The following is a 15,507-nucleotide window of genomic DNA, read 5'->3' as shown; positions in this document are numbered from 1 at the left end:
GAAGAACCTCTAATTATCAGAAAAAATTATGCATTTAAAACTACTACTAAGCAGTCTGCTATACTTAAGTATCCTGTTGCCTGCTTTTACTCAGAGCCGTTCCATCACGGGTCGCGTCACGGATGAAAAGGCCAAGGAGCTACCGGGTGTCAGTGTAGCCATCAAAGGAACGTCCCGGGGTACGACTACTGACGCTCAAGGCGATTACCGACTGGCCATCTCGGATACGGGGTCAGTTACCCTTACCTTCTCTTCCATTGGCTACCAGAGCCAAGACATTCTAATCACAGATCAGGCTGTCCTGAACATTACCCTCAAGGCAACCGAACAATCGCTGGATGAAGTCGTTGTGGTCGGCTACGGAACACAAAAGAAAAAGGATCTGACGGGGGCCATTTCCACCATTGATGCTAAAGATGTAGCGGGGCGTCAGACCGTTCAAATCTCGGAAGCCTTACAAGGCAGTATTGCGGGCGTATCGGTCACCCGGAGCAGTGGAGCCCCCGGAGCCAGCTCCAACATTCTCATCCGGGGCATTACAACGCTGGGCACCAACGCTCCCCTGATCATTGTGGATGGCGTTCCGGTCAGTACGATCGATAACGTCAATCCGAATGACGTGGAGAATATTACCGTATTGAAAGACGCCGCTTCGGCCGCCATTTATGGATCGCGGGGAGCTGCTGGGGTTATTCTGGTAACAACCAAACGATCCAAGGAAGGCCAAACGAGCTTTGAATACAACGCCGAATACGGTTTTCAGAAGCCGACGGCCCTGCCCGCTTACGTCAATGCTCCGGAGTACATGCGGCTGTTTAACGAGCAGGCTACCAACGACGGGTCCTCGACGGGTCCTTACGCGGCCGATTATATCACGAATTTTGATCAGTACCACCGGGAAAAACCGGACGTCTTTCCCTTTGCCAATACCGACTGGCAGAAAACTATTCTGACGCGGGCGACGGCCCCCCGGGTCCGCCACGATCTGGTGTTTACCATGGGAACGGGTAAAATTAAAACCAAGGCCTCGCTGGGCTACACGAAATCCGGTGCCTTCTACGACAACTATAACTATGAGCGGTACCTGCTTCGGGTCAACAACGATTTACAGGTTAATTCGAAACTGGGCATTACGCTGGATGTCACCTACAAGCGGACCAAGTCGCTTTCGCCCGTGGTCAACCCCTTGTACGAAGCCCGGTTGATGCCTCCAATTTTTGATGATTACTATTCAGATGGTCGATACGCCCTGGGCAAAGATGGTCGCAACCCGATTGCTCAGCTCAACGAAGGGGGAACCAACAACGAGTACTACAATCAGGTGATGGGCCGCTTGGCCTTCAACTTCAAACCCATCGATGGACTAACGCTGACGGCCCTAGTCGCTCCGAGTTTCGATTTTGACCGGGGCAAAGCTTTTTCCAAGCGAATCACGTTTACGAACCTCGACGGTAGTCCGAGTGCCTTTAGTAATCAGCCCCGCACGACGCTGAACGAAAAACGTCAGGAAACGACCAATATCACGGGTCAGTTTTTAGCCAACTATTCCAAAGAAATCGGCTCGGGCCATAACGTGGATGTGCTGGCGGGTTATGAAGAACTGTATAATTTCGGCGAAACGCTGACGGCCTCGCGGAGTGGTTTTGCCCTGATTGATTTTCCGTACCTGAATGCCGGTTCGCAGGAGTTACGCGATAACTCCGGCAGTGCCAGTGAGGCCGCCCTGCGTTCGGTATTTGGTCGACTCAAATACGATTATCAGAACAAGTACTACATCCAGGGTAACCTACGCTATGATCAGTCTTCCCGCTTCAATCGCCAGCACCGCGATGCTTTGTTCCCTTCGATTTCAGGGGGCTGGACGATTTCCGAAGAAAACTTTCTGCGGAATACCCCCTGGCTATCGTTTCTGAAAGTACGCGGTTCGTACGGCGTGGTGGGCAATGAGCGAATAGGGAATTATCCGTATCAGGCGACCATCAGTTTTAGCAATGCTCTTTTCTACCAAAATGGGGTAGTCGTTCCGCTGAACGGGGGTGGTCAGGTGGACTATGCCGTTGAGAATATTTCCTGGGAAACTACCCGGACGCTGGATGCGGGTATTGACGCCGCCTTCTTCAAAAACCGACTGAGTGCAGCCATTGACGTCTACCATAAACGCACCTACGACATCCTGCTGGCTCTGGACATTCCGCTGTACCTGGGCTATGAACGGCCACAACAAAATGCCGGGATCATGGACGTGAAAGGTTGGGAACTGGAAACCAGCTGGCGGGATCGAATTGGGAAAGTCAACTATTCCATTGCCTTCAACATTTCCGATTCCAAATCAAAAATTGTGGATTTGAAAGGTACCCAGATTCTGGGTAGTCAGTCTACGTTCAAAGGCAGTGAGTACAACGAATGGTTTGGCTACCGCTCGGCGGGGTTATACCAAACCGCCGAAGAAGCCCGTCAATCGCCGCGACTGAATACCAACGTTACGGCGGGCGATGTTCGCTACGTGGATATCAATAACGATGGCCGCATCACGCCCGATGATCGCGTACTATTGGGCGGTTCCCTCCCCCGTTTTCTGTACGGTAGCACGATTCGACTGGATTATCAGGGTTTTGATCTGGGCTTGGTTGTTCAAGGCGTTGGTAAAAAACTCAGTCGCCTGCCCGATGAAATCGTACGACCCTTTGGGGAAGCTTTTGGAAACGTACCGCAGGAAATTGTGGGTAAATTCTGGAGCAAAACCAATGCGGCGGAGGTTAACGCCCGGGCCCGGTATCCGCGGCTTTCAACACAATCGCTGGCAGCCAATTACGAAGCGTCTGATTTCTGGCTCATCAACGGATCGTATTTCCGCGTCAAAAACATCACGCTGGGCTATACCCTAAAAGGAGACGTGCTCAAGAAACTGGGCCTGCAATCGACGCGATTGTACGTTTCGGCCAACGACGTACTCCGGATTCACCACTTCCCCCGCTACGCCGATCCGGAAGCCGCGAACTCCTCCTACCCCATCGTCACCACCTTTCTGGGCGGTATCACCTTACGTTTTTAAGCTCTTTCAGACACGGTTTCGTTATGAAAAAATACCTGTTTCTTCTGCTGGGAGTTATAGGCCTTACCGCCTGCAACTCACTTGACTTGAATCCTTTGTCAGAACCCTCCACGGCTACGTTCTACGCCAATCAAACTGAACTCGAACTGGCGGTGAACGATCTGTATCGCCTGGATTTCTGGGGGAACGACAATGAACAGTTCACGGATAATTACTGGCATCGGGGTATGCTGGGCAATGCGGTCACCTTCGGCACGATGAATTCTGAAGATGCCACGGCACAGGCTTACTGGACAGTCTGCTACAAAGCCATTGCCCGGGCGAATTCCTTCTTGGCCAACAAAGACCGGGCGGCGGCGAATACACCCGCGACCATACTGACGCGACTGGAGGCAGAAATGCGACTCATCCGGGCGTACCAGTATTCCAGACTGTTGACGCATTTTGGCGACGTTCCGCTCATTACCGACCCGCTGGTACTCGAACAATCGTATAGCGTGACCCGTACGCCCCGCAATGAAGTCCTGACCTTCGTTTTCAATGAGCTTGATTTTGCCATTGCGAACCTGCCCGCTTCGTACCCCACTTCGGCTGTACGCCGGTTGACTAAAGGGGTAGCCCTGGCCATCAAAGCCCGTACGGCTCTATATACGAACAACTGGGCAGTAGCCAAAGACGCTTCGCAGGCCATTATGCAGCAGACCGGGGTATACAGTCTGCATTCAAATTACGGTCAGCTCTTTCTGAAACCTGGCGAAACCAGTCCGGAAATCATTCTCAGTATTCCCCGGGATGAAATGCAGAAGGTATTTACAACGGGCACACCCGTGCGGGATCAGCTGCCTCGGATTGCCGGCGGTTTTGGAGCCCAGATTCCTACCCGGGAGCTGGTTGACGCCTACGAATGCCGGGATGGCAAGCCCATCGACGAATCTCCGCTGTACAATCCGCGGGAACCCTTTAAAAACCGCGATCCCCGCTTAACGGCTACGGTTGTTGAATTCGGTACGAACTGGCTGGGGTATACCTATCAGCCGCACCCCGATTCGGTTACCGTTTTCAGTAGCAAGGAAAATCGGCGAGTGGCCAATCAGGATACCCGAAGCGTCGCGGCATTTGCCAGTTTTACAGGTTTTCTCTGGAAAAAAGGCATCGATCAAAGCTGGGCCGACAAGCAGAGCGAAGACGCCGATGCCCTGTTGATCCGTTACGCGGAAGTACTGCTTACCTACGCCGAAGCGAAAATCGAGCTCGGCGAAATCGACCCGACGGTCTTGCAGGCCATCAATCAAGTACGGGCTCGGGCTTACGGGGTGCGGGTAGACGATCCGGCGGCATACCCGGCCATTACAACTACCAACGCGAACGAACTGCGGCAAGTCGTTCGTCGGGAGCGTCGGGTGGAATTTGCCAAAGAAGGCTTGCGATACATGGACCTCATCCGCTGGCGACTGGCGGAAAAGGCACTCACCCGACCCGTCATTGGCTTACCCGATCCGGCGGCCCAGAACCGCTCGAAATGGCCCTTCCCCGGGGTTACTCCCATCGATACGGATGGACTGGCGGACTACTCCGGTTTTGGCACTGACGTTAAAATCGTGGCTCAACGCAGCTTTGACGCCAGCCGTCAGTACCTCTGGCCGATTCCCGCCCTGGAGATCCGCGTCAACCCCAAACTGACTCAAAATCCGGGTTACTAAAATCTCCGTACTGATCTATCCTTTCCCAAATCATTTTTCGATTCGAATGAAGAAACTTTTTCTTTCGGCTTGCGTAGCCGCTCATGTACTACTCGCGGATTCCTGCGGGGCCCAATCCCTCCGCCGCCCCTCGTTCAGTGGCATATATCCGCATCTGGCCATGTACAACCGCGAAGGCGAATGTGGTACGGGAGCCGTCGTCCCCTGGGCCAATCAGCTGTGGGTCATCACCTACGGTCCGCATTTACCGTTTGGTTCTTCGGATAAATTGTACGCCATCAGTCCGGATTTGCAGCAAACGATTCGTTCGGAAAGCATCGGCGGTACGCCCGCCAATCGAATGATTCACCCGGAAAGCAATCAACTCTTCATCGGACCTTACGCGATTGACGCGAAGGGACAGGTTCGGACCATTCCGTACACGGCCATGCCTGGTCGGCATACGGGTAATGCCCGCCACCTTACCGATCCCGCCCACAAGATTTACTACGGTACCATGGAAGAAGGTTTTTACGAAGTGGATGTAAAAACGCTCAAACCCAAGCTCTTATACGAAGACGGAAACGTAAATCGCCAGAAAGACTCCGATGAATCCAACAACCTCCAGAATGCCCTGCTTCCCGGGGCTCACGGCAAAGGATTGTATTCGGGGCAGGGCGTACTGGTCTATTCCAACAACGGTGAACCCGGCAAAAGGGCTCTTGAGCAGTTCGATGTTCCGGCGGGTTCGCTCTCCGAGTGGGATGGTCATGACTGGAAAGTCGTTCGTCGCAATCAATTCGTGGAAGTAACGGGCCCCGGAGGTATTTACGGCAATAAAAACCCGCAGGCGGACCCGATCTGGGCGACGGGCTGGGACCATAAATCCGTTTTGCTGGGCGTGCGGAATCCGCAAACGGGCTGGCAATTTTTCCGGCTACCCAAAGCCAGCCATTCCTACGACGGAGCCCACGGCTGGAATACGGAATGGCCCCGCATCCGGGATGTTGGTACGCCTCAGCAATCGGATTACCTGATGACTATGCATGGGCTATTCTGGCGGTTTCCGGCGACGTTTACTACGGCTAACTCGGCCGGGATTCGTCCCCGTTCGGCGTATCTGAAAGTCATTGGTGATTACACTCGCTGGAATAATCAGCTGGTTTTTGGATGTGATGATTCGGCTCAGAAAGAATTTTTAAATAAACGAAAGGTTAAAGGCAGCATCGAAGGCCCCGGCCAGTCCAATTCCAACCTGTGGTTTACTTCGCTGCAAATGCCCGATGAGCTGGGGCCTAATACCGCCGAAGGAGCCGTGTGGATTGCGGAAACTGTGGACTCGGCTTCCGAACCCTTTCTGTTTGCGGGCTGGAAACACCGCTCGGCCTGGGTACAGAACCACGACTCGCAGGAGGTGACGCTGACCTTTGAAGTAGATCAGAAAGGCACAAATACCTGGACCACGCTGCAAAAGGTCGTACTCGCTCCAGGCGGTTCGAAACACCTGACGTTCGCCGAAAAAGAAGCCGGCGAATGGATTCGTATTCAGCCTGGTACGAAGGCTAAACTGACGGCCCATTTTTCGTACGCAACGCCCGATTCCCGCCCTGAAAAACCCCAGGCTTTATTTACGGGTCTGAGTACCGTACAATCGGATCGATCCGTAGGGGGGCTTTTGTATGGGCTGGGAAACGATCTTAAAACGCTGGGCATGGCAGCGGTACGTTTCGAAAACAAACAACCCGTCACGACGGGGTATTACGAATTCAATGACCAGATGCAACTGGTACGGAAGGAGAATCCGAAGATGGAGTCGTTTATTACCAGCAAATTCGCCATTCCTAAAAATGTCGTTACCGTCGATGAATCAAGCGTGCTGATCGTGGATGACCAGAACCGACGCTGGCGACTGCCGCTGGGTGCCGATGCTTTTACGAATTTAACGAATCAGGGAGCCTTACGCCTGTGTCGGGAAGTGGCCACGGAACGTGATTTATTCAACTGTCACGGTACCTTTTATGAACTTCCCGCCGAAAACGCGGACGGCTTTGCCAAAATCAGACCGGTGTCTTCACATAACTACCGCATCCATGATTTTGCTTCCTATCGGGGTTTGTTGCTGCTCACGGGTATTGATCTGGCTGGAGCCTCGAAAAATGAGCACATTATCATTTCGGAAGATCAACAGGCCGCCGTCTGGGCGGGTACGATCGATGATCTCTGGAAACTGGGCAAACCGAAAGGACATGGAGGCCCCTGGAAAAATACCTCGGTAGCTACTCAGCAGCCTTCCGATCCGTATCTGATTGGTTTTTACGACCAGCGTAGCGTGCAACTGAGTCATCAGTCGTCCAAGTCGGTCACTTTTACACTGGAAGCCGACCCCGTAGGTACGGGGGTATGGATGCCCTACCAAACCTTTACGGTACCCGCGGGGAAAACGATCAAGCATAGCTTTCCAAACGCATTTCAGGCCCGCTGGATTCGCCTGAAAACGGATCAGAATTGTACGGCGACGGCGTTGTTGGATTATAAGTAAGGTAGTTTTGAATTGCAGGGGTATAGTATTTACATTAAAATCTCGTTATCCACCTAGACGGAGTTCGGTCCTTTAGCGACGACCGACTAGTAGCCCGTGAGCCCCTCCACGCCTCACGACAGCCCGCTTTGGGCCACCGCTTTGCGGCTGTCGTAGGTCGTTCCGTTGCTCACGGGCGGGGAGGTTTTCTTCTTCTGACATTTCATTAGTTGATAGTTTATTGTTATTAAACTATAGTCGAAGGCCTTCATGGACGGCTTAAATCCGAACCCCGTCCTATCGCGAAAAGCCGCCTTTTTCATCCGTAACACGGTGGCCCTGAGCAGGATGAAAAGAGTGGCGTTCGCGATATGGACTAAATGACCAGCCAACTCAGCAGGACGAAATAGTGATCCTATTAGACTAGTTAATAGCTGTCGATTGCTAGCATGAGATGTCCCTCATAAAATACCTAGGTAAACTCTTCTCTAACACCAATGCTCATACACCCGTTTTGCTAACTCGCGAAGGTGCTGCTGCAGGGCTGGCGGTTCGAGGATGGTAACGCCGCTGGCGTAGGGGATTAACCAGGTCGCCAAGTACGGTAAAGAACCTACCAGAAAGGTCATGTCAACGCTGCCGTCTGTCTGGGACTGATCGTGCATCCAGCCGTATTGGTGCCGGGTGTCCAGCAGGTGTTGAGCCAGAGCGGGCAATACTTCCGTACGCCGAAAGCGAATCACTACTTTTTCTTTGGATCGCCGCTTAGCTTCCGTTGCCCAGTAGTCCTGCAAGGTTTCTGGACGAGCCGAAAACGTTTCAGTAGCCAGCGTTAACTGTTGAATACGATCCAGCCGAAAATCCCGAAACGACTGCCGGAGCCGACAATACGCAACCACATGCCAGTGCTGACTTAGATACAGCCCAATGGGTTCAATCGATCGAATGGAAGTACTTCCGGATTCCGCAGCCTGATAGTGCAAATGTACCACCCGGTGCGTCGAGATGGCCGTCAATAAAGGCTCATAGGTGTTGGGATAACTAAAGGGCCGGGCAGAATCCAGCACCTCAATGAGCGGCGTCAGCGTTTCCAGATGATCCCGGTCGCTGCGTTTCAGGGCGGATCGTAGCTTGTCCATGGCCGTCTGGCAATGTACGGCTGTAACTGCGTCGGTTCGCTGGCGGGTCAGCTTTTCGGCCGTTAACAGGGCAATGGCTTCTTCCCGGGTGAAAAGAATGGGCGGTAATCGGTAGCCTTCGAGCAGTGTGTAGCCTCTGCCTTCGAGCGTAACGAGCGGTACGCCCGCCTGTTCGAGGGTACGCATGTCCCGGTAAATGGTGCGGGTACTGACTGAAAAACGCTGGGCCAGCTCGGTGGCCGTTAGTAGCCGCTTGCTTTGCAGGAGAGTCAAAAGAGATACCAGGCGGGAAAGACGGGTAAATTCAGAATCGGGCATGGATGGATACGCTACTTTTTCGTTCCCTGAATGAACTTGGGTTTCAGTCGCTGATCTGCTCGTTCGACGACCTCGGCAATGCGACTTTGCCGCGTTTCGGCTCGTCTGGCCAGTACCAGCCACTGTAAAATGTTCCGCGTGTCGGTTTTGCTTAACTGCAAAAAGTAGGCTAAGGCTCGGGGTTTTTCTTCCAGAGCGACTCGCAGATCTTCAGGAATGATGCCTTCTTCTACCTCGTCCAAAATAGTCCAGGAGCCATTTTGCTGGGCGATTTCGATGCTTTGGAAGCCAGCTGGCATCATCAGGCCCTGTTCCATCAATACACGGATTTTTTCTTTATTTACTTTCGACCAGGTACTGCGAGCTTTTCTTCGACTGAAAAATTGCAGAAAGGCCTCCTCACTAACTGGCTTGCGTATGCTATCAATCCAGCCAAAACACAGGGCTTCGTCCACGGCTTCACTCCAGGTCAGCGTGGATAGTCCTGACTTCTTTTTATAAAACAACAGCCAAACTGATTGCTGGGTGGCGTGGTGTTCGTGTAACCAGTCCCGCCAGTGCTGTGGGCTCTGGGGGCAAAAAGTTTCTACCGTATTTTCTTCCATGCTTTACGTCGTTCACTTAAAACGTTGCTTGACACCGTAAAGAAAAAAAGGACTGATGACAGCCCTATGTCAGGAGTAGTAGCCATCATTCTTTTTTATTTGGAAACGAGTGCGTTACTGGCTCGTATCGATTGATTCAGATAACGGGTAAATAGATTTCGAAAGTAGAACCAAGATTAGGCTGGCTATGGGCTGTAATTACGCCCCCATGGTTGGCTACCACCTTTTCACAAATGGCCAATCCAATACCCGTTCCTGCATAGTCGCTGCGTTTGTGTAATCGCTGAAAAACCTGAAAGACGCGGTCCAGATAGCGGTCATCAAAACCAATTCCATTATCGGCAACTGAAATCCAGTAGTAGACTTCACTCGTACCCAGGGGCCGAACGCCCGTTGGCAATTCCCTGGAAGTTATCTGCTGTGCCCGGATGTGAATGTGCGGAGCAACCCCTGGTTTTCTAAACTTCAGGGCGTTGGAAAGGAGATTCTGAAAGAGCTGTTCTAATTGAAAGCGATTCCCGGCAATGGTTGGTAAGTCATCCCTTTCAACGGAAGCCGACGTTTCCGTACTAATTAATTCAAGATCTCTTAGTACGGTCTGCACCACGACATTCAGGTCAACCGGATCGCTGGCTTCGCGTTGTGTAGAAATTAGGGAAAATGCCAGTAAGTCTTCAATAAGAATAGACATACGCGAGGCTGCGGCCTGCATCCGTTCCACATAATCTACGCCACTACCCAGCTCCGCAGCGTGTTGTCGGATGAGCAGGTTTCCAAAGGACTGAATCTTACGCAAAGGCTCCTGTAGGTCGTGACTGGCTACATAAGCAAACTGTTGCAGGTTTTCGTTTGACCGTAATAACAAGCGATTCGATTCTTCCAGTTCTTCATTCGCTGTCTTCAACTGTTCAATGGTACGGGCTAGCTCCTGATTGGATACCGTTAATTCTTCCGTACGTTTTTGAACCTGCTCTTCTAAATGAGTAGCCAGCTGCCGGTAACGGGCTTCACTATCCCGGAGCAGCTCCTCCGCCAGTTTACGGTCGTGAATATCGACGCCAATTCCAATCCATTTAATAATTTGCCCCGTCTCAGGATGACGGTACGGTGCTCCCTTATTTAAAAACCAGCGGTACTCGCCCGAGGCCGAACGGTTCCGTTGCTCGACTTCGAAGCCTTTTCCCGTTCGCATGGCTTCCTTAAAGGCAGCTACCAGTACGGGACCATCTTCGGGATGCAAAATATCCGTAGCGATTTGCCACGCCGTAGTGGCTTCATAGGGAACACCACTGTACTGAATCCACCATTGGTTTAAAAACGTCGAATCACCCTCGGCATTCGTCTCCCAAATGGCCTGCGGTATGGTATTAGCCAGGTGCCGAAACTGTTCTTCACTTTGACGCAGAGCTTTATGAGCCCGAGCCCGGTCTACCGCTTCCCAAGTTCGCTCAGCCGTCTCTTCCAGTAAGTCTAATTCCAGTTGAGTAAACGCATGGGGTTGTTCATAATGAATGAACAGGACAGCAATCAACTGGCCCTGCTTCATCAGGGGTCGATTCACCGTTGCTCCTAACTGCAAAACCCGGTGAGCCTCTTTCTCAGCATCCGTCAATGTTGGATCGTTAGCAATATCCGGGCGAACAACCGTTTTACCCGCCAAAAAATCGGCGAGCAAACTGGGGCCGTAATCGACGTATTGATACAGGCCTTCTAAATTAAATACCCCATTTACGTAATTCCGAGTGACGACAATATGGGTTTGATCGCCCTGATCCTCGGCGTATCCAACCCGGTTCGCGGCCAACTGTTCACCCAAAGCCCGAGCTGCTTCGTACTGAATCTCGGCTGGGTCCGTCAGGGAACGCAGGCGATCACTTAGCTTAAGTAAAAATCGCTGGTGGATTTCACTTTCCTGTAGGTTCTGGGTTGGATACGTGAGCGTAACCCATACGCCAGCGGTATGTCCTGACTCATCATAAACAGGATTGTAGCAAAACGTACCGCTGGTTTCTATTCCCCGTCCCTGTCGGTCCGTGAATACGTCATTATCGCACCGAGCCTCTCCTACCGTCCTGATACCCTGTAGAAAAGGTTCAAAATCAGTCCAATACTCTCCCCAGACCTCAGCGGCCGATTGGCCCGGCAGCACGAATTTTCCCAATTTTGTTAAAATAGGAAGGTACGCATCATTGTAAAAACAAGCGTATTCGTTTCCCCAAAACAAAAAGGAAGGACATTCTGCATTTAGTAATAAGCCAAGGATAGACTTTAAGCTCAGCGGCCAGCTTTCGGGATTTCCTAGCAAGGTTTTCGACCAATCATAGGCACGAATCCGTTGCCCTGATTTCCCGCCCGGACCTAAAAATGAGTACTGGGTGTTGTGCATTGATTTCAAGGGTGACGATAATAGAGCAATGGAGAGGCCTAAGTACTGTACGCTTTTCTGTAGGTGATTCCCCCGTAAATGTAAGTAGTAAGATCATTTGTTAAGGCTTATTTTAAAAAAGCTTTGCCATCTAGACTCTACGAATTAATAGACGTGGTTTTCTGATTTTCGCTCAACGTATAGGCTATCATTCATCTTTTCGGGTCCATCATATCAATAAAAAGCACGTTTGTTGACTACTTCCTTTATATCCCGTAACGAGTGAAAATGATTAAGCACCCGCGTTTCTGACCTTGAGCTAATCTGAGTAGATGCTTAACATTCCGTAGCTATTTTCTTCGTAATTGTTAAGCAAACGGTATACGGTTTTCCATTCACTACGGAAGATGCCAAGCGAAGCAGCTTCGCTGAACCTTTCATCAAGTTGCCATTCATTTTCTAGGTGGAGCCGTAGTATGTGGACATTGACGAAAAAAACAAGCCCTCGTACTTCATGTACGAGGGCTTGTTTTTCGTGTTTAAGTAAAGCGAGAAATTTACTGAGCCAAACCAGTCGGAATGGTATTCATGGTATACCAGGCTTCGGTCGTCCAAAGCTTCATTCCCGTGGTGCTGAGAATCGTATTGCGATTCAGTCGCACATACACGACATGTTTGCTTTGCATACCCGGTAGCTCCAAAAAGACTTTCTTACGATCTGCAGAAACCTGTACCGTTTTTATGGCCAGTCGCTGATCATCCAGCTTGGGTCCACCGTAATCGGCCGTTGGTTTAAACCACCATTGTCGGATGGTATAGTCACTGGCTGACTGTCCACTGCCTTCCTTCAACGGTTCGGTAAATTCAATTTCAATGCCTTTGGGTTTGGCCCGTACCGCGAGCATTTCAAAGGCAGGGGTGTTGTTAAACGTCAGTTTCTGAAGTCCATAGCCCAACTTGCCCGTTTGGCCCCAGTTGCCGGTAGAACCCACGCCACCAATGTACAGCGACCCATCGGGGCCCCAAGCTAGCCGATTCACGCCGGCTTCCAGCCCCTGCGTAAACCGAAACACTACGCCCTGGTACGCACCGTTTACTTTTTCAGCGAATACTCGCTTCAACCCGCCGTGCGTCACATCGCCGTGAATCATCTGATTTTGATAAGGGCCGACGTTCAGAGTAGCCGGCTGGCTCGGCGAATTACCGATTTCGTCCTGCGTTAACCAAACTACCGGTAAGGTTTCCTTGGCATTCGCTGTACCCGCAAAATCAACCGATCGTGAACCATACCAGGCACCCGTTTGTAGATGAACAATCTTGTTTGCCGGTAGCCAGTCACCCTGATTATCCGCAATAAAGATTTCATTATCTACACCAAGTCCAATCCCATTGGGTGTTCGCAGGCCCGAGGCAATGAGCGAGAACGACCCATCGTTCCGATTGATTTTTACTACTTTGCCACGATCCGGAATCTGGGGTTGTGTACTGGCTCCTCCCGGGTTGATAGCCGTTGCCAGCGTACCATAGAAATACCCGTCTTTGTACACCAGTCCGAAGGCAAATTCGTGAAAATTAGCAGATACTTTCCAGCCGTTGCATACGGTCTGGTATTCGTCGATGAGGTCATCTTTATCCGAATCCACTAGCTTGGTCAGTTCCTGTTTCTGCATGACGTAGATTTCATTATCCACCACTTTAAGACCCAGGGGTTCTGCCAAACCGTAGGCAATTCGTTTTACCTGAATCTGCTCGGGCGAGCTTGCTTTCCGGGCATCAACTAAGTACACGGAACCTAATGAATCCCAGGTACTGACCACCATTCGACCATCGGAGAGGAAATCCATACCGCCGACTTTAGGTTTAAACGACTCGGGTCGGGCTTGGCTTAACGTAAAGCTGGGATGTACGGCAACTAGCGGCGACTGATCACCGGGCACTTCGTCCTTGGTCACTTCAATTGCTCCCTGTTGCGTCCGTTTAATATCCTTTCCTTTGAACGTAAATACGCTGGGCGGCACGACTACAAAAGCTTTGCTACCGTAGGGCCGCCATTGCAGGGAAACGCCTTTCCCATATTCACCCTGGTAGTATTCCAGGCGAAAGGCGTGTTTTCCCGCCTTCAGAATCAACTCCCCGTCGGTGGGTTTCAGGCCATGATTCACCCCGTTGTCTACGACTAGTTTGTCATCGATAAACAAGCGGCCGCCATCGTCGCATACGAGACGAAACACGACGTTGGTCGTCTTGGGAATGTTCAGTATCCCACTGGCATGCATGACGAAATTGGTCTTTAATGCACCAAAATCATTATCCTCCCAGTGCAGAGCATTCATCGATCCCGACTGAATGGGAGCCATTTCGTCGTTGATTTCGGGAAGCGTCGAAAGAGTGCTGCTAAACTGATACACATTGACGGCCATACCCGGCAGCTCCGTATTGGCGGCTACTTTGGCAGGATTGAGGGGCTTAAAGGTAACCGGGTAGCTCGGTTTAGGCATCAGCTTACCCGCTTCCCGCTTTCTTTCTTTTTCAGCGTCCAGATCCAGAATGTAGGAAACTAGCGTAGCCGCGTCTTCGCGTTTCAGGTCCGGGTGAGCGGTCATCGGAATTTGACCCCAGTTACCCGCTCCTCCTTTAATTACTTTCGTGATCAGTGCTTCGCGGTTTTTGTCCGTACGATCATAGCGTTCCGCAATGGCCATGTACGATGGACCTACCGTTTTTACATCACGGTTGTGACAGGTATTACAGTCGCTTTTTGCAAAAAGATCAGCGACCATCTGTTCCTGATTTTTTTGCTCGCTAGCCTGTTTTACTGCGGGTTTCGCCGTAAAACTGACTTTAAAGGTAGTCTTGCCGTTGGCGTTGAGCTGTAATTTTCCGGCAACCGTTTGAAAAGATTTGTCTCCACTTTGCTCCGTGCCTGTTTCGCTAACGGTAAAGGTTCCGTCGGTTTGGTAATCGCTGGCGGCGGCAAGCGAATTCAGGTGCATAGCCAGCGTAACCTGTACCCCAGTAGGTACATGCTTCGTTACAAACGCTCGCTCAAATCCGGCCCTATTACCGGAAGCATCGAAAAACTCGGGATTTTCTTCAATCTGAATTTTCTTACCTTGGTAATCCAGTTCGTACTTCAGCGTCAAGCGATTCTGGTGAATGGTGTGCCCTTTGTACGTGATGGTGGGCGTTATTTCTTTCGCATTTTCTACGATACGCCAGGGGTTATCCGCTGGCTCTTCCATGTACGCAACACCCGAGGAAACGGGCTGCGGACCGTGAGCCGAAGTATACACCGGGCCGCCAAAATTGATGGTACCCAGCCAGGCCTTGTACAGGGAAGCGGTTTGGGTATTGTACGCTAACCAGAGTTTGTCGTTTAAGGCCACACTCAACATGCGGGGCCGACCATCCAATACGGATCGGAGTACCCAGGCTTCTCTCGGGCGATGCTTCGCGGCAACCGTTTTTTGAGTGGATGGAGGCGTAATAAAGGCGGTACTAACTACCGCCCCTAAAATCGCAGTAGTCAGCAGCCTTACCAGACGGGCGTGATTCATTTTTAATCGAAAAGCAGTATAACTCATATGATTTCTTAGATTTTACGAAGGTCAAGCCTAAAACGAAAACCATATGATCTACCCGAATCAATTTAAAATCACATTTTCTCAATGTTTATAATTCCCTTCAAATGGTAAGTCAGGCTCCGAACGAAGTTACAGCGGAGACCTGGTCCTTTTCGGAATGAGGATTCCCGTGAAGTCATGCCATGATGCCTGTACAATAGAGTTACCTCTTAAAAGAAAGTGTATCAATGAAAGGCTCAGGGATCTC

The 15,507-nt window shown here is 51.1% G+C and carries 7 protein-coding genes; 3 read left to right on the top strand and 4 right to left on the bottom strand.

The annotated features are described in order from the left end of the window. Positions 1-28: 28 nt before the first annotated feature. The 3 genes from C5O19_RS16105 to C5O19_RS16095 are packed head-to-tail and all read left to right on the top strand — an operon-like array spanning position 29 to position 7,270. The gene (locus C5O19_RS16105; protein ID WP_104714429.1) at positions 29-3,052 is read left to right on the top strand and encodes a SusC/RagA family TonB-linked outer membrane protein; all 3,024 of its coding nucleotides are present in this window, start codon (positions 29-31) and stop codon (positions 3,050-3,052) included. A gap of 23 nt (positions 3,053-3,075) precedes the next feature. Then, positions 3,076-4,752, top strand: coding sequence for a RagB/SusD family nutrient uptake outer membrane protein (locus C5O19_RS16100; protein WP_104714428.1), 1,677 nt, complete (start codon positions 3,076-3,078; stop codon positions 4,750-4,752). Positions 4,753-4,798: 46 nt separating this feature from the next. Continuing rightward, entirely contained in the window at positions 4,799-7,270 is a 2,472-nt protein-coding gene (locus C5O19_RS16095; RefSeq protein WP_104714427.1) for a hypothetical protein, read from the top strand. A 467-nt stretch (positions 7,271-7,737) separates the two neighbouring features. On the opposite strand, the gene C5O19_RS16085 is transcribed toward C5O19_RS16095, so the two are convergent. The 4 genes from C5O19_RS16085 to C5O19_RS16070 all read right to left on the bottom strand — a co-directional run bounded on the left by C5O19_RS16085 (position 7,738) and on the right by C5O19_RS16070 (position 15,260). Next, positions 7,738-8,706, bottom strand: a complete 969-nt coding sequence (locus C5O19_RS16085) for a helix-turn-helix transcriptional regulator (protein ID WP_104714425.1) — start codon at positions 8,704-8,706, stop codon at positions 7,738-7,740. Between the two features lie 11 nt (positions 8,707-8,717). Further along, positions 8,718-9,311, bottom strand: coding sequence for a YdeI/OmpD-associated family protein (locus C5O19_RS16080; RefSeq protein ID WP_104714424.1), 594 nt, complete (start codon positions 9,309-9,311; stop codon positions 8,718-8,720). Positions 9,312-9,447: 136 nt separating this feature from the next. Next, positions 9,448-11,697 carry an ATP-binding protein gene (locus C5O19_RS16075; RefSeq protein ID WP_104714423.1) on the bottom strand — a complete coding sequence of 750 codons (2,250 nt, stop codon included), beginning with the start codon at positions 11,695-11,697 and terminating at the stop codon, positions 9,448-9,450. A gap of 536 nt (positions 11,698-12,233) precedes the next feature. Then, positions 12,234-15,260 (bottom strand): PA14 domain-containing protein, encoded by a 3,027-nt coding sequence (locus C5O19_RS16070; RefSeq protein ID WP_104714422.1) that lies wholly within the window; start codon positions 15,258-15,260, stop codon positions 12,234-12,236. Positions 15,261-15,507 lie beyond the last annotated feature (247 nt).

This window comes from Siphonobacter curvatus (genome assembly GCF_002943425.1).
Lineage (GTDB): Bacteria > Bacteroidota > Bacteroidia > Cytophagales > Spirosomataceae > Siphonobacter > Siphonobacter curvatus.
Note: the sequence above shows the minus strand (reverse complement) of the source record. Positions and strands in the feature narration are given on the sequence as shown.